A 17,563-nucleotide genomic window follows, 5' to 3' on the forward strand; every position below is an offset into this window, starting at 1 on the left:
CGGGTCCGGGGCGTTTCAGCCCGCCGGTCCGGGGCGGTTCAGCCCGAGAGTCCGGGTGCGCCCCAGACGGGGAACCACCGGGCGAGATCCTTCTCGACCCGCAGATCGTCCGTGAGCAGCGCCCGGGCCTGGAGTTCCAGGGCGTTGTCCCGTCTCTCCACCGCACCGGGGATCGGCGCGAAGGGGTAGAACGTGCCGCGCTTGTAGAGATAGACGAGCGCCAGCGGCCGACCGCCGGTTTCGCCCGCGGCCTCCCGGAACGCGATCAGGGAGCAGAGCAACTGGGGGCCGAATCCGCCGTCCTCCAGCAGCGTGTTGACCGCGTGGAGATCGTTGACCAGGGAGGCCGTGTCATCGGCCGGTTGCCGGACGAGGAGCCAGGTGTAGCCGTACGCGTCGCGGCTGAACTCGACCGGGACGCCGCCGCGTCCGGCGTCGGCGTCCAGCAGATCCCGTACGTCCTGCTGGATCCGGGCGAAGGCGCCGCCCTCGACGCTGGCGAAGCAGACCGACCCGGTGCCGGTCGGGGTGAGTCCCGCTCCCGCCTGGAGGGTGATCGCCGCGGACGGCAGGGCGAAGAGCTGGTCGAGGTCGGGGCGTACGGGCTTGCTGCGGCCGAGGATCGTATCGAGAAGTCCCACGGAACCACCTTTTCGGTCGGTATGAACTCGGATCGCGCGGTCTTCAGGTCTCCGCCACAGGCGCAGGGGCGGTGCCGGTTCACGGTGGCGCCGGTGCGCGGCCGCGCGAGTTCCGGGCGGTACGGCCCCGCACCGGCCACGGGCTCGGGTGCGGAGGGAGGCGGGTGCGGAGGGAGGCGGGTGCGGAGGGAGGCGGGTGCGGCGGTCCTCGGGGTCACGGGCGGGCCAGCTCGGCGCTGATGCGGGCCAGCTGATCCAGCCGCTGTTCCAGCGTGGGGTGCGAGGAGAGCAGTCGGCTGAGGCTCTCCCGCGAGGAGAACGCGGGGGCGAACCAGAAGGCGTTGTACGGCTCCGCCTTGCGCAGGTCCCGGGTGGGGATCCGCGCCATCTCGCCGGTCACCTTGGTGAGCGCGGAGGCGAGTGCGGAGGGACGGCCGGTGAGCAGGGCGGCGGCCCGGTCGGCGGAGAGTTCCCGGTAGCGGGAGAGCAGCCGGGTGAGCAGGAAGCTGATCGTGTAGACCGCGGCGCTGACCAGGGGGATCAGGGCCACGGCGAGCGCGGTGTTGCTGTTGCTGCGGCCGGCCCGGCTCAGTCCGCCGTACAGGCCGATCCGGGTCATCACACCGGCCAGGACGCCGAGGAACGAGGCGATCGTCATCACCGCGACATCGCGGTGGGCGACATGCGACAGCTCGTGCGCGAGGACTCCCTCCAGTTCCTGCGGTTCCAGTCTCCGCAGCAGCCCGGTGGTGGCGCAGACCAGGGCCGTCTTCTCGCTCCGTCCGGTGGCGAACGCGTTCGGCACATCGCTCTCCGCGATGGCGACCTTCGGTTTGCTCATGTCGGCGAGCGCGCAGACACGATCGACCGCGCCGTGCAGTTCGGGCGCCTGCTCGGGGGTGACCTCCCGCGCGCCCATACTGTGGGCGGCGATCCGGTCGCTGAACCAGAACTGCGCGATGAACAGGCCGCCCGCCACCAGCACGATGATCGGCCACGCGCCCCTCAGCAGGGCGAGCAGAACGCCCACGAAGACGACGTAGAGCAGCCCGATGAAGAACATGGTCGTCACCATGCGAGTGGTGAGTCCCTGGTCCGGGGCGTATCGGGATCGGGGCCGTTTCGCTGCCATCTGATCACCTCTGGGTTCGCAGCTCACACACCCCCTCACTCGATTGTGCTCCTCGCGCCGACATAAAGTCCGATTACGTGGGGAATCCCGATTCGGCTTGTCTTCGGTGGACGCGGCGCACGCGGCGGATCACAAATGGAGAGGCCGGGTATCGGAGGCCGGCGCGAAAGCGGGGCGAGCCCGGCGGCCTCCGGCGGCACGGTGAACGTCACCCGACGCCGGACGGTCCGCATGGGGTGGGGTGCGCCGAGCGACCCGGCGGCCCCTGCCGCGTCCTCGCTTCAGTCCGGGGACTCGCTTGGGGTGGCCGCTCCTGACCGGGGAGTCGGTCAACGTGTCCGCGGCCGGATTCCCGGTCGCGACCCGGTGGCCGGGCCGTCGTCCGCTGTCGTCGGGCACGGTGAGAACGAGTCCGTTGGGGACCGCGCGCTCGCTCCCGCCGGAGGGGCTGTTCTCCAGTCGTAGGGAGTCCCCGCCGGGTTCCCTGGCGACGAGCGTGGACGAGCCGCCGCCGTCGAGGTTGAGCGCGTTGTGGGCTCCGGCCCGTTTCATCATCAGGCCGAGTCCGGTGAGGGTGATCCCACCGCTGTGGACCTGCCGTCCGTCGACGGTGATCACATGCATGACATGCCCGTCGGCGGAGAAGCCGACGGCGGTGCGGGGGGCCGCGGCGTTGTTGCCCCTGCCCTCGTGGTTCCGCGCGACCCCGTCGACGACGAGGAGTTCACGGCCGCCGACCGCCGTACGCGGGACCGGTCCGCTCCCCGCGCGCGGCCGGTACTCCAGCGACACGGGGTCGCCGGGGCGCAGCGCCGCGAGCTGCCCGGCTCCGGACTCCCGGCCGAGGAGGACGGTGGTGCCCGCGGCGACGGGCCCGCGCCCCGGCCGGGCGGCGACGGAGACGACCTTCCCGTCTCTGACGACCGCTTCGGCGACGGGAGCCGCCGTGCCCACGGTCAGGGCCCGGTCGGCGTCTCCCCAGGCCGGGGTGTACACGCCGATGCCCCCGGCAGGCACCTTCGCGGCGTTGTACGCGTTGAGCGGCCGGCGTCCGGACGGCAGGGTCAGGGTGCCGTCGAAGAAGAGCCGGAGGACACGCCCCGCGCCTCCGGGGCCGATGCCGACGGCCCGGTCGGCTCCTGCGACGGGCGAGTGGGTGATCTCGCCGTTCCGGATGCCGGGGCCCTGGGGCGCGCCCGTCCGGCCGATGTCGAAGAAGTCGCCGTTGACCGCGGCGACGGTGCGTCGGCCGGGGCCGGGACGGTGTCGGGCGGCGAGCCGGGACAGGGTGTCGCGGCCGGTGACCTTTCCGGCCGAGAGATAGCCGACCTCCGCGCCGCTGCCGTCGAGATCGACGGAGAGCATGTCGACACGGAGCCGTGCGGCGGCTTCGATCCGGTCGTACGAGGTGAGGCGGATGCCCGGTGCGATCACCCGTGAGGTGCGCGCGGTCTCGGCGCCGTCGCCCGCCACGACGGCCCACGTCCGGCGGGCTGGGCCGCTCGCGGGCGGGAGCGCGACCGGTTGTCGTGTTTCGGCGGTGGTCCCGGTACGAGGGGCCCGTCCGGTGGCGGCGACGGCCGGGGGATGAGCCCCGGCCACCAGAACGCACAACACCGAGAACACCGAGAACACAGATAACGCCGACAGCGCCGGCAGGGCTGACAGGGCTGACAGGGCTGACAGGGCTGACTGAACGCGTCGGACGGGCAAGGGAGCAGTCGGTGCGGGCCTCGTCCCCGCTCTGCCTCGGTCCACCAGGTCTCCCGGATCACGGCTGGTCGGGCTCGTGGCAAGCAGCGTCCCCCGGCGGTGCCGCCGCGACTGTACCGGCGCGTCGGGTGACTTCGGGGAGCACCGCTTCCGCAACCGCACGGAGAATACGTCCGCTCGCCCCCGGCACAGCGCACGGCGCTCCCCCGGCGCGCCCCGGCCAGGGATTGTGGGCACGCACCAGCCCCGGCCCAGGGATTGTGGGCACGCACCGGATCCAGTTCGCCGAACGACCTCCGTAAGGCGCTGTGGTGGATCGCGCCGACGGTTCCGGTGACCGACGGCCTGGGGCGTCCGGACCGGCTCATGCGGACCAGGGCGTCCGGACCGGGACGGAGGGAAGACGGAATCACGGCGGAGGCGGGCAAAGAGCCTGCTCTGCCGAAGCGCGCGGGCCCGCTACCCGCGGATCACCGCTCGGCGGGTCATTCCGGCTGTCTGCTGCGCGCGCGAGCGCCCGCACGGGTCCGGCCCGCCGCCACCCGGCGGTCCGGATGACGGCGCAGATACTCCGCCTCCAGCTCGGCCATCCGGGTGGTGTGCGCGGACAGCGCGGCGGCCGATCCGTGGAGCAGCGTGTCGTGGCGGCTCCGGTGGATGGCCTCCAGTTCCCGGATCAGCTCGTGCTCGCCCAGGCGGGCGGCGTCGATGCCCCTGTGCTCGTTCTCGGCCTGCGTCATGGCAGCCGTGCTCCTTCCGTCCGGTGGTACCGGGGTGTGGCTCGTGGACCTCGCGGGTACCGCACGGTGTCCGCACCATCCGGCCCCCTGGAGCGGCGCTCCGCAACCGGGGCGGGGCCGCTCCCCGAGCCTTCCGCCCGCCGCGCTCGCCGCACTCCCGGCAGGCGCGCGACTCGCGTGGACGTGCTCTGGAGTGGAGGATGAGTACGTCCGGGTGTCGGCCGCGTACCCACCCCTGGCCCGTCGCCATACGCCGGGCGCGTCGCGGACATCGCGCACACCGCCGTACCTCTCAGGACATGAGTGTGATGGACAGGAAAACGAGACCGGATTCAGTGCCGGGTCTGACATCGAGCGCGGAGGTGTTCGGCGCGCCCTGCTGGGTCAGTCTCATGGCCCGGGATCTGGAGGCGTCCCAGAACTTCTACGGCGCTGTACTGGGGTGGGAGTTCCGCAAGGCCAAGCTGGGGGACGAGTTCAGCGTCGCCGTGCTGGACGGCGCTCCGGTGGCCGGCATCGGGGCGCTCGCGCCGAAGCTGCAGGTCGCGGTCGCCTGGACCCCGTACTTCGCGATCACGGACGCGGATGTGGCCGCCGCGCGGATCAGGGAGCGCAGCGGCACGGTCGCCGTCGGCCCCCTCGCGTTCTCGCTGGGGCGTGGCGCACTGGCCGCCGACCGGGACGGGGCCGTCTTCGGGATCTGGGAGGGGGCGCTGATCCCCGACTGGCAGTCCGGGCACAAGGACGCGCCCGCGTGGCTGCTGCTGCGGACCCGTGACGCGTTCGACGCGGCGATCTTCTACGGAGAGATCCTCGACTGGGCCAGCGAGTGTCCCGGCTGCTGTGACGTCGCCTTCGAGAACGACGAAGTGGTGCTGGTCAGCCATGGCCATGTGCTGGCGCGGCTCAGCTCGGGGGCCCAGGGAGCGGCGCCCGATCCGCTGCTCAGGCCCCGCTGGGACGTCCACTTCCCCGTGGACGACGTGGAGGCCACGGTCCGTGCGGCGTTGGGGGCCGGCGGGGCGATCCTGGACCGGCGTACGACACAGGAGGGGGCCGACGAGGCCACGGTGCGCGACCCCGACGGCGCGCTGTTCACCGTCACCGGCCGCATCTGAGCACCCGGATCCGTCCAGCCTTCCCCTCGCCCCTCAGCGCTCCCGCGCCCCTGATGCGTGCCGCGTCCCCTGCGCCTGCCCCTCCCGCACCCCCTGGCCCGAGAAGTGGAACGGCGGGCCCCGAGGCGCCCGAGCGAGCCGTCGTCCGAGCGAGCCGTCGTCCGAGCAAGCCGTCGTCCGAGCAAGCCGTCGTCCGAACGCCGCATCGGGCCGTACGCCGGTGCCGTGGTCAGCGGGCCTCGGCGCGCTCCCGTCGTCTGCCGGTCATCCATCCGCGGGCGGCGGCCAGTCGCGGGTGCCTCTCCCGTGTCTCGCGGGCGCTGCGGTCCAGTTCCTCCATCAGCCGCCGGGAACGGTGCTCCGGGTCCAGCTCGTCGAGGATGCGGTCGATCTCGGCGAGGAGCGCGCCGTGCAGCTGCCAGTGGCGCGGATGCCGCTGTACGCCGACGAGGAGGAGGCGCGCCGTGCGTTCGCGGCCGGCCGCGGCGGCCCCCAGTTCCCCCGCCAGTCGGCGTTCGGCGGCCTCGGCGCTCTCGGAGACCTGGGTGGTCACCAGGACGGCGAAGCTCACCAGTGCGTCGGCGACATGGGCCAGCAGTTCCTCGATGGCGAGTACGGCCTCCCGCGGGAAGAGGTCCTCGTCATCGCGCTGCCTGGCCAGGTCGGTCATGGTCCTGGCAAGGACGCGCAGCACCACCGCGCAGATCTCCAGCGTGTCGAGTCCGGTACGGAGTACGACCCGGTTCAGCAGCCCTTCCTTGACCCTGGGGTTGAACCTGAGACTGTCTTCGGCCTGCCTCAGTGCCGCGTCGACGTCGGCGACGTCGTTGTCGAGGCGGCGTGCCTCGTGGAGTCTGGCCGCGGCCGTCTCGACGGAGGCGGGGGTGTGCAGTTCCTCGCCCATGGCCAGCAGCAACCGCCGCATCCGGCGGGACAGGTCCTCGATGGACGCCCCGGCCGTCCCCACCCATACGGGCGGTACGAACAGCACGTTGAAGAGCAGCCCCACTCCCGCCCCGATGAGTGTTTCGAGCACCCGGTCCCATGCGGTGGCCGCCACGCGGGTGACGCCGAGGACGAGCATGGCGCTGATGGCCACCTCGGGCACGAACTCGCTGACGCGGACCATATGACCGACGACCAGTGACGCCAGGATGATCAGGCCGAGGCTCCACCAGCTGAGCCCGACGAGCAGGCTGAACCCGCTGGCGATCAGCACGCCCACGACGACGGAGTTCACCCGACGGATGCCGGTGGTGAGCGTGGAGTACAGGGTCACCTGGACCACGAGCAGGGCGGTGAGGGGCGCGGTGAGCGGGGCGGGCTCGTTGGTGAGCCAGAGGGCGACGACGTACGCGATGGTCGCGGCAGCGGTGGAGCGCAGCGTCTGGACGACGACGGGGTCGCGGTAGTGCCTGCCGATGAACCCGATCACCGACGCCGGGCCCGGCCGACGCGGTTCAGGCACTGCCTGCGGCGGAGCGGAAGTGACTCATGGGTGTGGAGTGCCCGTTCGTCCCATCCCCGGCACAGCGAGCGGCTGATTTTCAGATGAAAGCACGAGATCATGACCCTACCGGCCGAGTGCGGGCCGTCGGGACGCGGTGGCGGGGCGCGAGCGGCCCCGGACGATGTCGGTGATCAAGGGGTTCACGGCCGGACTGCCGGACTGCCGGACTCCCGCCCCTGCCCGCGGACCGGTGGCGGGCGCCGACGTGCCGACGCGCACTCGGCGGGCGAGAGTGGGAGGGGACTCCGGCCTGGTCCGGGGGCGCGGCGACCGTGCCGCGAGGGTGCGCGAAGGAGCCGACGATGGACCCTGTGGAAGCGCTGGACCGGGTGGCGTTTCTACTGGAGCGCTCGCGCGCGGACACCTACCGGGTCCGTGCCTTCCGTACCGCTTCGGCCGCGCTGGCGGAGATGTCCCGGTCCGAGATCGCCGGGCTCGCGGGATCGCGGGCGCTGGAGTCGGTCAAGGGCGTCGGCCCGAAGACGGCCGCGATCGTACGGGAAGCGCTCACGGGCGCGGTACCGGAGTATCTGAGGCGGCTGGAGGACGAGGCGTCGGCGCCCCTCGCGGACGGCGGGCGGAGTCTGCGGGCTCTGCTGCGCGGCGACTGCCATCTCCACTCGGAGTGGTCGGACGGCGGCAGTCCGATCGAGGACATGGGCCGGACGGCGATCGCGCTGGGGCACGAGTGGGCCGTGCTCACCGACCACTCCCCCAGGCTGACGGTCGCCCGCGGTCTCACCGCCGCGCGGCTGCGCGAGCAACTGGCGGTCGTGGCCGAACTGAACCGCCGATGGGCGCCCTTCCGGCTGCTGACCGGCATCGAGTGCGACATCCTGCCTGATGGATCCCTCGACCAGGAGCCGGAGTTGCTGGCGGAGCTGGACGTCGTGGTGGCCTCGGTCCACTCCGAACTGAGGATGGAGCCGGCGAAGATGACCCGCCGTATGGTCAGGGCCGTGCGGAATCCGCTGGTGGACGTCCTCGGGCACTGCACGGGGCGGCTGGTCATCGGACGGGAGAGGTCACGCGGGGGCCGGCCGGGGCGGGACGGGACGCGGCCGGAGTCGCGGTTCGACGCGGCGGCCGTCTTCGAGGCGTGCGCCGCGTCCGGTACGGCCGTGGAGATCAACAGCCGGCCGGAGCGGCTCGACCCGCCGATGCGGCTGCTGAGTCTCGCGGTCGACGCGGGGGTCCACTTCTCCATCGACACGGACGCGCACGCTCCGGGCCAGCTCGACTGGCAGATCATCGGGTGTGCCCGCGCGGAGCGGGCCGGGGTGCCGCCCGAGCGGGTGATCAACACCTGGGGCGCGGACGAGCTGCTCGCCTGGACCCGGGCGTAACCGGCCGGGGCGTGAGCGGGCGTACGGCGGGCGACACGGCCGGACCGGTGCTGCCGGACCGGTGCTGCCGGGCCGGGCGGAGGCGGGCCGGATCAGGGCGCTTCGGGCCCGGCTCGCAGTACGCCGATCTTGTCGATGCGGTGCTCCGGGTTGCTGTTCTCGTCGCGCCAGAAATTCCCTGCCGCGTTGTCCTCGGGGGTCGCACAAGTCGAGATCGTGATCATCGCCAGGGTGGGGGTCTCGCCGGGCCTGCCGGGGACCGCTGCGCGCTGTTCGGCGAGGGAGCGGTCGGATCGGAAGGAGGTCTTCCGGGTCTCGGTGATCTCGTACTCGTAGACCCGGCCGTCCAGGGCGACGCTCACCAGGTCGCCCTCTTTGAGGGACGGGAGTTCGCGCAGCGGGCCGCCGGCGGAGAGCCGGTGCGCGGTGACCAGGTAGTTCCCGATCTCGCCGGGGCCGACTCCGCCGCGCTCGCCGTACGGGCTGGCCGCGACTCCGCGGTCCTGGATCCGGGTGCCCGCCCGGTCGTCGGTCGTCCCCTCGTACGGGACGACCGGCAGATCGCGGAGCCCGAGGGCCGCGATGGACATCGTCGCGCTCTGTGTCCGGGGATTCGCCGTCCGGGTCTCTTCGGCGCTCGCGTCCCGGATCGGATCGCGGCTCGCGTCCCGGATCGGACCCCGGCTCGCGTCATGGCTCGGGTCCGCACTCGGTCCCGGTGCCGGGGAGGAGGAGGCGGGGGCCGACGGGGGGCCGGAGGCGGCCGTCGCCCGTGGTGGGTCGGCCTGGGCGTCCGTGGCCCCGCCGCCTGCGGTGGTGCAGGCGGCGGCGAGCAGTGCGGTGAGCGCTCCGGCGAGCGCGCGGGGAACGGCTCGGGATATGTCCATGAGCGGTCCGGATCGTCGGCCGAGAGGGATGGGAGCGGGTACGGGGCCCGGTCGGCACCACCCGTACACCCACAACCAAAACGACCGGAACCGAGCAGATGTTCCCCGGCCGGTCGCGTTCGTGCCGTGCGAGGACTCCGTAAGGTCGACGGGTACGGAGTTTGGGAATCGGGCTGGGGAGGCGTGGAGGCTGCATGGCCGGTAAGAAAGAGCGTTCGGTGACGACACTGCCCCGTGCGGTGTACGAGGAGGAGCTGCTCAGGCTCCAGACCGAGCTGGTCAAGCTCCAGGAATGGGTGCGCACGGAGGGCGCCCGGCTCGTCGTGGTGTTCGAGGGGCGGGACGCGGCGGGCAAGGGCGGCACGATCAAACGGGTCGCGGAGCATCTCAATCCGCGTGTCGCGAGGATCGCCGCGCTGCCGAAGCCCACGGAACGTGAACGCGGTCAGTGGTACTTCCAGCGGTATGTCGAGCATCTGCCGGCCGCGGGGGAGATCGTCCTGTTCGACCGCAGCTGGTACAACCGGGCCGGCGTCGAGCATGTGATGGGCTTCTGCACCAAGGAGGAGCACCAGAGGTTCCTGCACCAGTGCCCCATCTTCGAGCGGATGCTGGTCGAGGACGGGATCCTGCTGCGCAAGTACTGGTTCTCGGTGAGCGACGCCGTCCAGGAGGACCGGTTCCGGCGCAGGCTGGTGGATCCGACGCGCCGGTGGAAGCTGTCGCCGATGGATCTGGAGTCCATCACCCGCTGGGAGGCGTACTCGCGGGCGAAGGACGAGATGATGGTGCACACGGATATCGCCGACGCGCCCTGGTTCATCGTGGAGAGCGACAGCAAGAAGCGGGCGCGGCTCAATATGATCGCCCATCTGCTGGATTCGGTCCCCTACGGCGAGGTCCCGCTGCCGGTGATCGAGATCCCCGACCGGCCGCCGTCCACGGGGTACGTCAGGCCGCCGAAGGATCTGCAGACGTACGTCCCCGACCATGCGGCCGGTCTGACGCAGTAGCGGCCGGGAGGCCGTGCCCCCTGCGGGCAGGGCCGCGACCGACCGGCCGGAGAGAGGCCCTGCCGGTGAGAGACCCGGCCGGATCCCGGGTCCCGGCTCCCCTGGACGACTCTCACCGTCCGGGGAGCGGCACGGCACATGCGGCCGGCTACTTGTGGGGAACGACCGCGACGGGCGCTGAGGCGTGGTGCAGGACCGCGTGGGCGACGGAACCGATGCGGCCCCCGAAGGGCGCGCGCCTGATACGGCGGCCCACGACCAGCAGCGCGGCCTCCTTGGCGGCCTCCACCAGCAGGTCGACCGGCTTGCCGACCGTGGACTCCTCGACGACCCGCAGGTCCGGGTGCTTCTCCCGCCAGGGGGCGAGCACCTCCTTGAGGGTGGCGGTCTCCTGCTTGGCGAGTTCGGCGTCGAGCACCGGGTCGGGCGGGAGGCCGTAGGCGAAGTAGGGCGGCAGGGTCCAGCCGTGGATGACCCGCAGCGTGGTGCCACGGCGTACGGCCGCCTCGAAGGCGAACTCGATCTGCGCGTCGTCGGGTTCATTGGCGTCGAGTCCGAGGACGACCGGGCCGTCCGTGGTCACCGGCTCGGTGTCCGAGGAGGACTCGGGGGCACGGACGAAGACGACCGGACTCTTGACGTCCGCGAGGACGGCCTGCCCGACCGAGCCGACGAGGAAGCCGCTGAAGCCGCTCAGTCCACGGGAGCCCAGGACGAGCAGCGCGGATTCGGCGGCCGCTTCGGCGAGCTTCTCGCCGGGACGGCCGGTGAGCTGGTCGATCCGGACGTCCAGCTCGGGGTGGCGGCTCCGCACCTCCTGCGCGGCCTCACGGGGGATCCGCTCCGCCCAGTGCTGCTGGGTGTCGACGCCGAGGAGCGTTGCCCGTGCGGCCATGGGCACGGGCTCCCAGACGTTGACCAGTCGCAGTGGCAGACCGCGCAACGCGGCTTCGCGGGCCGCCCATGCGGCGGCGGCCAGGCTCTCTCGGGAGCCGTCGAGGCCGACAGTGACGGTGCTGGGCATGGTGCACACCTCCAGGAACGGACGGGATCGTCGGTGATCCCCCAACAGCATGAGTGTTCGGGCGCGCGCGTGCGAGGGGCCTCCGGTCCTCGCACGGCGGCCACAGGTCCCCGGTCCGGTGCCGACCGGCCCTGGCCGAAGGCCCCGATCGGGGCGGAACAGGTCGGCCGTTCGGGTGAAATCACCGGCCTGTCCGCATCGCCGTGTCCTGCCGGCGTCGACCGCGCCTGTCCGCAGGGCCCCTCCGCAGGGCACGTCCGCAGGGCACGTCCGCCGGACTCCCGACGGCCGGTCACGGCCGTGGGCCCGGTCCACCGGGGAAGAGAGGACCGGGCCCGGCCGTGGTCCCGCGGCGGCCGTTGCTGCCCGGCGCGGGGTTCCGTCAGCGGGATCCGCGGGGCAGTGGGGCGGCGGGGTGAACGGGGTCGGCAGGATCCGCGGGTCAGCGGGGTCGGCCGGGGTCAGCGGGGGATGAAGACCGGCTTGAGGTGGGTGAAGAAGACGATGCCGTCACCCGCGCCCTCGTACTCGCCGCGACCACTGTTCTTCCGGCCGCCGCCCGGCACATGGTGGTCGCCGACGGAGGTCGGCATGTTGACTCCGACCCGGCCCGCGTCGACCGCGGTGGCGAAGCGCCGGGCGCGGTCCATGTCCTCGGTGAAGACGGCCGCGCACAGACCGTACGAGGTGTCGTTGGCGAGCCGGATGGCGTCGTCGAGGTCGGCGGCCGACAGCAGGCAGACGACCGGGCCGAAGACCTCCTGCTGGACGAGGGGCGAGTCGGTGTCGGGGCGTTCGACGACGGTGGGTTCGATGTAGTAGCCGTTGGCGACGCCGTCGCCGGTGTACGCCCCGCCGCCGACCAGGACCGTCCCGCTGAGGGCGCCGGCGGCGAGGTGGGAAAGCACCTTGTCGTACTGGGCCTTGGAGCTGACGGGCCCCATGTCGGCGTCCGGAGACAGCCCGTCGCCGACACGGACCTTCCTGGTACGGGCGACGAAACGGTCCCGGAACTCCTCGAAGACCCCCTCCTCCACGATGATCCGGCTGGTCGCGATGCACCACTGCCCCGCGGCCGTGTACGAGGCGGCGACCGCCGCGTCGAGCGCGCGGTCCAGATCGGCGTCGGCGAGGACGACGAGCGGGTTCTTGCCGCCCATCTCCACCTGGACCTTCACATCCCGGCCGCCCGTCTCGCCGGAGAGCGCGAGTCCGACGCGGGTGGAACCGGTGAAGGAGATCGCCCCGAGCGAGGGATCGTCCACCAGCGGCGCGCCCACGTCCTGCCCGGTGCCGTACACCAGGTTGAAGACGCCGGGCGGCAGGCCCGCCTCGGTCAGGGCGCGGCCCGTCATCTCGGCGGTCACCGGCGTGAGTTCGGACGGCTTGACGACGACCGCGTTGCCCGCGACCAGCGCGGGGACCGTCTTGCGGATGACCGCGCTGAACGGGTAGTTCCACGGGGTGATGAGCGCGGCGACGCCCACGGGCGAGCGGGTCATCTCGACGTCGAGGCCGGAGGGCAGGGACAACTCGTCGTAGAGCAGTCCGGGCGCGATCTCCAGTTGGTACGCGGTCGCCGCGAGGGCGCGGGCGATCTCGCCCTCGCACTCGCTGAGGGTCTTCCCGGACTCCAGCACATCGGCGGTGGCGAGTTCGGCGGCGCGATCGCCGAGGATGCCCAGCGCCCGGCCGATGATCGCGATCCGCTCCCGCACATCGGTGGCGGCCCAGCCCGGCGCCGCCGCCTTGGCCGCCGCCACCGCATCGGTGACGTCCTCGGCCGCGGAGGCGGGGCAGGTGGCGACCGTCTGATCGGTGTCGGCCGGGTTCTCGCGGGAGAGCGTCAGACCGGACCGGGCGGGCCGCCAGGTGCCGCCTATCAGATTCTGTACATGCCGGATGCCTTCGGTAGAGGTGCCCATGGCGTCAGCCTTCCGTGTCTTGAGAGTGATGTCTATGTCGTTTATGCGAAAGGTTCCCTAACTTTTCATCAGGCGTATACCGCCTTCTATGCGGATACAGCCTGACACTCCGATCCGACTGATGTCTGTAGTTAGGGAAAGTGGTTAACCATTGAGTGTCGTGGCCGGACCCTCGGCGGCGGTCCTGGCGAGCGCGAGAGTCCCGAGGAGTTCGGCCCGGCCGCCGAGTGGTGACGGCACGATGTAGTCGTCGATGTGCCGGACGACGGGTGCCACGCCGGGGTCGCCGCCGAGCCGTTCGGCGGTCGCCTCCCGCAGCGCGGCCGGCATTCCCGGCACCGCCATGACGACGCCCGCGACGACGATCCGCTCCGGGGAGAGGAGGTAGGTGAGGGCGGTGGTGAGCTGGGCGAGATACCAGGCTTCGAGCCGGACCGCCTCGTCGGGCAGCCGCTGCAGCGCGGCGTCGTCCAGCCCGCCCAGCGCGGAGGGGTTCAGACCGAGCCGGGCGGCGATCGACCCGGCTTTCGCGAGCCCTTCCAGACAGTCGCGGTGGTGCCGGCAGCGGCTGATCACCTCGTCGGACGGATGGCGGGCCACCGGGAGATGGCCCATCTCCGGGTGCGCGCGACCGTGAACCGGGAGCCCGCCCACGACCGCGCCCGCCCCGAGGCCGGTGCCGACCGTGAGGTACGCGACGGTGCCGCGCCCCCGTCCCGCGCCGGCCGACCACTCGGCCATGGCCGCGCTGTTGACGTCCGTGTCCAGGACGACGGGGACGGGGAGCATCCGCCGCACCGCGCCCACCAGGTCGTACTCCTGCCAGTCCGTCATCAGCGTGGAGGTCACCCGGCCGTAGTCCGGCTCACCGGGCCGCAGCCCGAGCGGGCCGAAGCAGGAGAGGCCGAGCGCGGTGATCCCGCCGTACCGTCGCCCCTGCCGGGCCAGATGACGGGTCACCCGGTCCACGGTCTCGTCGGGTGTCGTGGTCGGGAACTCCGCACTGTCGTGGACATCGCCCGGTCCCGTGCCGATCGCGCATCTGAAGTGGGTTCGTCCGGCCGCTATTCCCGCGAGCATCACCGCTCCTCTCCTGCGTGCATCACCGCTCCTCGGGCTTCCTGCGGACGTTCGTGGGAGCCTGCTCCTCCGGATCCCAGCGCGGTCGCGCGATCGCGAACACCTCGCCGAGCGACGCGTACGCCGAGCCGGCCAGCCGGCAGACGGGCGCGAGGAGTTCCGGGGAGACCCGGCCGTCACGCCAGACGGAGGGGTCGACGTGAATGTGCACCACCTCCCCGATGACGATCGTCGCGCCGCCGACCTCGATCTCGCGCGCCAGACGGCATTCGAGGTGTGCCTTCGCCTCCGCCACCCGCGGTGCCCGGACCCGTGCCGACGGCGCGGCCGTCAGGCCCGCCCAGCGGAACTCGTCCTCCGACGGCGGGAAGTCGGCCGAGGTGAGGTTCATGGCCTCGACCAGGTCCTCGGAAACCGTGTTGACCACGAAGTCACCGGAGGCACGGATGTTGCGCACGGTGTCGCGTACGTCGGTCGCGCTGAAGAGCACATGCGGCGGGTCGTGGGCGACGAGGTTGAAGAACGAGTGCGGGGCGACGTTCGGGACGCCGTCCGGGCCGAGCGTGGAGACCCAGGCGATGGGGCGCGGCACCACCAGACCGGTCAGCAGACGGTAGGTGTCACGCTGCGGCCACGCCGCCGGATCGAGCTCCAGCGGGGCGTCCAGCTGTTGGGGCACCGTGCCCTTGGTGGGATCGTTCATGATCGACCGTCCGATGTGTGAGTACGATTGGCGCGCTCATCTGTCGCCTGTGAGGAGGTGGGGACCACGTTCGTCGAGCGCCGTACCTTCGCCAAGGCCGATCCCTCGATGGTCCGCGCCATCAACCAGCGGTCGGTGATCGACGCGATCCAGCACCATGGCGTGCTGTCGCGGTCCCAGGTCTCGCGTGTGGTGGGGCTGTCCAAGCCGACCGTCTCGCAGGTCTTCACCGATCTCGTCTCCGCCGGACTGATCCGCGAGGCCGGTTCGACGCATGGGAACCAGGGCCCGAAGGCCGTTCTGTATGAAGTCAACAATGAAGCCGCCTGGGTCGTCGGAATCGACGTGGGACGCCGCTGGGTGCGGGCGGCGCTCGCCGATCTGTCGGGCACCATCGTCGCCCGTCATGACGAGCGCGTCCGACTGCGCAGCAACCAGACCCTGCTCAGCCAGATCGGGGCGATCACCCGAACGGTGATGCGGGAGAGGGACGTCGACTGGCCCCGGGTCAACCAGGTGACCGTCGGCAGCCCCGGAGTCGTCGATCCCGCGCGCGGGTTGATGATGCTGGCGGCGAACCTGCCGGGCTGGGAGCGCCAGGGCATCGTCGAGGAGATCCGGGCGCAGTTCGAGACGGACGTCGACATCGAGAACGACGTGAATCTCGCGGCGCTGGGCGAGTTGTGGAAGGGGTACGGCCGGCAGTGCGACAATTTCGCGTATCTCTCGGTCGGCACGGGTGTGGGCCTCGGCCTGGTGATCGACGGCCGACTGCACCGGGGGGCCCGCGGGCTCGCCGGTGAGATCGGGTACCTCCCGATCGGTCTGGACGGCGCGGCGGAGAACGGTCCGCCGTGGCGCGGCTGGTTCGCCAGCCCCGCGGTCTCCGACGCGATCGCCCGGCTGGGCGCGGCGCGCGGCGTCGAGCGCCCGATGACGCTCCGTGCGGTCTTCTCCCTCGCGCGCAAGGGCGATCCGCTCGCGCGCGAGGTCGTCGAGACGGAGGCGCGGCTGCTGGCACGGGCCGTCTCCACGGTCGCGGCGGTCGTCGACCCCGAGGTCGTCGTGCTCGGCGGCGGTGTCGGCCACAACGGCGATCTGCTGATGCATCCGCTCGAAACGGCGCTGCGGTCGCTGACCCCGCTGTCGGTGCAGGTCGTCAACTCGATGCTCGGCACGGACGCGGTGCTGCACGGCGCGGTCGGCAGCGCGGTCTCGACGGCGTGGGACCGGCTCCTGCGTGAGCCGTCGGCCGCGGCGGACGCCGTGAGCGGAGCCGCGACCGGGGGCTGAGTCCCCGGCTCCGGGGCGGGGTGCGGGCTCCGGTCGATCTCGGCGTACGGGCCGGTGGCGGCGCGTACCGCGGCGGTCGCAGGGGCGGTCGCAGGGGCTGCCGCATCGCGCCGCAGATGCGATCCCTCACGGACTCCGGCGCCAAGCGGGACACAGAACCCCGAACCGCGCGCGGCGCCGGACCGCGCGCACACCCCCGCACGGGTCCCCGCACCGGCCCTCATGCCGGTCCTCCGTCGACCGCCGCCGGTCGGAGCGCGCCGTCGCGCGCCGGGGTCGGGGTCGGGCGGTTCGCGAAGGCCGCGGCGATCCGCGCCGCCGCGTCCGGTGCCGCGTCGCCGAGCGAGGCCAGTCCTCGCAGCGCCGCGCCCAGGACCGGCGGCGACTCCAGTACGCGGATGAGCGCGCGCGGAGCGACGGCGGCGACGCCCTCGCGCACACCGTCCAGGAACTTCTGGTCGCCTGAGTTGAAGAGGCCGCCACCGAGGACGACCGGGACCTCGGCGTCGGCGAGTCGGAGACGGCGTACCGCCGTGGCGACGTAGGTGACGATCTCGTCGACGATCTGATCGATCAGTTCGCGCGCTACCGCGTCCCCCTCGGCCGCCGCGCGGAAGACGGTCGGCGCGAGCGCGAAGAGCTGGCGTTCCTCGATACGGGAGGTGTACACGGCCTCCGCGACCGCCATCGGGGTGGGCAGTCCGTAGTACGCCGGAACGACGTGTTCCAGGATGGTGGGCCGGCCGCGGCCGTCGGTGGCCCGTACGGCCTGGCCGAGGGCGCGTACGCCCAGCCACCGTCCGCCCGCGACCCAGTCGCCCGATATCCGGCCGAGGGCCGGAAACCGCAGCTGGCGTCCGTCCGGCGCGATGCCGACGCAGTTGAGACCGGTGCCCGCGCCGACCGCGACGCCCCATTTCTCCGGGCAGCCGGCCCAGAGCACCGAGAAGGCGTCGTTGTTGAGGAGCAGCGAGTCGGTGAGCCGCTCCGCCCGCAGCGCGGAGCCGACCCGGTGGTCGTCCACCGGCAGGTCGATGCCCGCGAGGCAGAAGACGCCGATCCGGGCGAGCGGGTCGTCGTGCGGGGGCACGGCCGCCGGGCCGGGCGGCCCCGGCGGCCCGATGTGCGGACCGCAGGGGCCCTCGGGCCGTGCCGGGCCGTACGGAGCGCCGGCCTTCGCGCGCAGCAGGGCCACTCCTTCCCGTAGGGCGTGCATGGCTCCCTGCACGCCGAGGCGCTGGTGGGACGTGCCCGGTCCGCGTACCGCGGCGATCAGCGAGCCGTCGGACGCCACAAGCGCCAGATCTGTCTTGGAGTTGCCGCCGTCCACCGCGAGGACGGCCGCCTTCGTGATCGTGTCCCGTGTCACCTGTGCCCCGTCATCCCGAGTCCGCAGAGCTCTGTCACTCAGCGACTATAGTAAGGGATCATAACTATC

At 72.3% G+C, this 17,563-nt stretch carries 15 protein-coding genes; 4 read left to right on the forward strand and 11 right to left on the reverse strand.

Annotation, left to right across the window (positions count from 1 at the left end; genetic code table 11):
• Positions 1-38 precede the first annotated feature (38 nt).
• The 4 genes from pspAB to ACWEFL_RS23790 all read right to left on the reverse strand — a co-directional run bounded on the left by pspAB (position 39) and on the right by ACWEFL_RS23790 (position 4,226).
• Positions 39-641: a PspA-associated protein PspAB gene (pspAB, locus tag ACWEFL_RS23775; protein WP_451716038.1), complete on the reverse strand. Its 603-nt coding sequence runs from the start codon at positions 639-641 to the stop codon at positions 39-41.
• A 214-nt stretch (positions 642-855) separates the two neighbouring features.
• Positions 856-1,773: a zinc metalloprotease HtpX gene (gene htpX / locus ACWEFL_RS23780; protein WP_451716042.1), complete on the reverse strand. Its 918-nt coding sequence runs from the start codon at positions 1,771-1,773 to the stop codon at positions 856-858.
• 129 nt (positions 1,774-1,902) lie between these two features.
• A complete protein-coding gene (locus ACWEFL_RS23785) occupies positions 1,903-3,246 on the reverse strand; it encodes a phosphodiester glycosidase family protein (RefSeq protein WP_451716044.1) in 1,344 nt (447 codons plus the stop codon).
• Positions 3,247-3,971: 725 nt separating this feature from the next.
• Complete coding sequence (locus ACWEFL_RS23790) at positions 3,972-4,226, reverse strand: DUF6158 family protein (protein ID WP_451716047.1); 255 nt, start codon at positions 4,224-4,226, stop codon at positions 3,972-3,974.
• A gap of 308 nt (positions 4,227-4,534) precedes the next feature.
• Here ACWEFL_RS23790 and ACWEFL_RS23795 point away from each other — a divergent pair, with 308 nt between their 5' ends.
• Entirely contained in the window at positions 4,535-5,344 is an 810-nt protein-coding gene (locus ACWEFL_RS23795) for a VOC family protein (RefSeq protein ID WP_451716049.1), read from the forward strand.
• Between the two features lie 229 nt (positions 5,345-5,573).
• On the opposite strand, the gene ACWEFL_RS23800 is transcribed toward ACWEFL_RS23795, so the two are convergent.
• A complete protein-coding gene (locus ACWEFL_RS23800; RefSeq protein ID WP_451716052.1) occupies positions 5,574-6,812 on the reverse strand; it encodes an FUSC family protein in 1,239 nt (412 codons plus the stop codon).
• A 344-nt stretch (positions 6,813-7,156) separates the two neighbouring features.
• Between ACWEFL_RS23800 and ACWEFL_RS23805 the strand changes: the two genes are divergently transcribed.
• Entirely contained in the window at positions 7,157-8,200 is a 1,044-nt protein-coding gene (locus tag ACWEFL_RS23805; RefSeq protein ID WP_451716054.1) for a PHP domain-containing protein, read from the forward strand.
• Between the two features lie 92 nt (positions 8,201-8,292).
• Here the strand turns inward: ACWEFL_RS23805 and ACWEFL_RS23810 are convergent, their stop codons facing one another.
• Complete coding sequence (locus ACWEFL_RS23810; protein ID WP_451716057.1) at positions 8,293-9,087, reverse strand: class E sortase; 795 nt, start codon at positions 9,085-9,087, stop codon at positions 8,293-8,295.
• A gap of 194 nt (positions 9,088-9,281) precedes the next feature.
• Between ACWEFL_RS23810 and ppk2 the strand changes: the two genes are divergently transcribed.
• The gene (gene ppk2, locus ACWEFL_RS23815; RefSeq protein ID WP_451716060.1) at positions 9,282-10,100 is read left to right on the forward strand and encodes a polyphosphate kinase 2; all 819 of its coding nucleotides are present in this window, start codon (positions 9,282-9,284) and stop codon (positions 10,098-10,100) included.
• A 148-nt stretch (positions 10,101-10,248) separates the two neighbouring features.
• On the opposite strand, the gene ACWEFL_RS23820 is transcribed toward ppk2, so the two are convergent.
• The 4 genes from ACWEFL_RS23820 to ACWEFL_RS23835 form a co-directional block, all read right to left on the reverse strand.
• A complete protein-coding gene (locus ACWEFL_RS23820; RefSeq protein WP_451716062.1) occupies positions 10,249-11,124 on the reverse strand; it encodes a universal stress protein in 876 nt (291 codons plus the stop codon).
• 461 nt (positions 11,125-11,585) lie between these two features.
• On the reverse strand, positions 11,586-13,049 hold the full coding sequence (locus ACWEFL_RS23825; protein ID WP_451716064.1) for an aldehyde dehydrogenase family protein: 1,464 nt from the start codon (positions 13,047-13,049) through the stop codon (positions 11,586-11,588).
• Between the two features lie 144 nt (positions 13,050-13,193).
• Entirely contained in the window at positions 13,194-14,129 is a 936-nt protein-coding gene (locus ACWEFL_RS23830; RefSeq protein WP_451716067.1) for an ROK family protein, read from the reverse strand.
• A gap of 22 nt (positions 14,130-14,151) precedes the next feature.
• A complete protein-coding gene (locus ACWEFL_RS23835) occupies positions 14,152-14,832 on the reverse strand; it encodes a flavin reductase family protein (protein WP_451716070.1) in 681 nt (226 codons plus the stop codon).
• 57 nt (positions 14,833-14,889) lie between these two features.
• Between ACWEFL_RS23835 and ACWEFL_RS23840 the strand changes: the two genes are divergently transcribed.
• Entirely contained in the window at positions 14,890-16,125 is a 1,236-nt protein-coding gene (locus tag ACWEFL_RS23840; protein WP_451716072.1) for an ROK family transcriptional regulator, read from the forward strand.
• Positions 16,126-16,345: 220 nt separating this feature from the next.
• On the opposite strand, the gene ACWEFL_RS23845 is transcribed toward ACWEFL_RS23840, so the two are convergent.
• A complete protein-coding gene (locus tag ACWEFL_RS23845; RefSeq protein WP_451716074.1) occupies positions 16,346-17,494 on the reverse strand; it encodes an N-acetylglucosamine kinase in 1,149 nt (382 codons plus the stop codon).
• Positions 17,495-17,563: the final 69 nt, after the last annotated feature.

This window comes from Streptomyces sp. NPDC004838 (assembly GCF_053600955.1).

Bases quoted from the DNA above. Each gene is read 5' to 3' on its own strand.
- ACWEFL_RS23820 (WP_451716062.1), bottom strand. From the start codon at position 11,124: ATGCCCAGCACCGTCACTGTCGGCCTCGACGGCTCCCGAGAGAGCCTG.
- ACWEFL_RS23835 (WP_451716070.1), bottom strand. From the start codon at position 14,832: ATGAACGATCCCACCAAGGGCACGGTGCCCCAACAGCTGGACGCCCCG.
- ACWEFL_RS23825 (WP_451716064.1), bottom strand. From the start codon at position 13,049: ATGGGCACCTCTACCGAAGGCATCCGGCATGTACAGAATCTGATAGGC.
- ACWEFL_RS23795 (WP_451716049.1), top strand. From the start codon at position 4,535: ATGGACAGGAAAACGAGACCGGATTCAGTGCCGGGTCTGACATCGAGC.
- ACWEFL_RS23805 (WP_451716054.1), top strand. From the start codon at position 7,157: ATGGACCCTGTGGAAGCGCTGGACCGGGTGGCGTTTCTACTGGAGCGC.
- ACWEFL_RS23790 (WP_451716047.1), bottom strand. From the start codon at position 4,226: ATGACGCAGGCCGAGAACGAGCACAGGGGCATCGACGCCGCCCGCCTG.
- ACWEFL_RS23830 (WP_451716067.1), bottom strand. From the start codon at position 14,129: ATGCTCGCGGGAATAGCGGCCGGACGAACCCACTTCAGATGCGCGATC.
- ACWEFL_RS23810 (WP_451716057.1), bottom strand. From the start codon at position 9,087: ATGGACATATCCCGAGCCGTTCCCCGCGCGCTCGCCGGAGCGCTCACC.
- ppk2 (WP_451716060.1), top strand. From the start codon at position 9,282: ATGGCCGGTAAGAAAGAGCGTTCGGTGACGACACTGCCCCGTGCGGTG.
- htpX (WP_451716042.1), bottom strand. From the start codon at position 1,773: ATGGCAGCGAAACGGCCCCGATCCCGATACGCCCCGGACCAGGGACTC.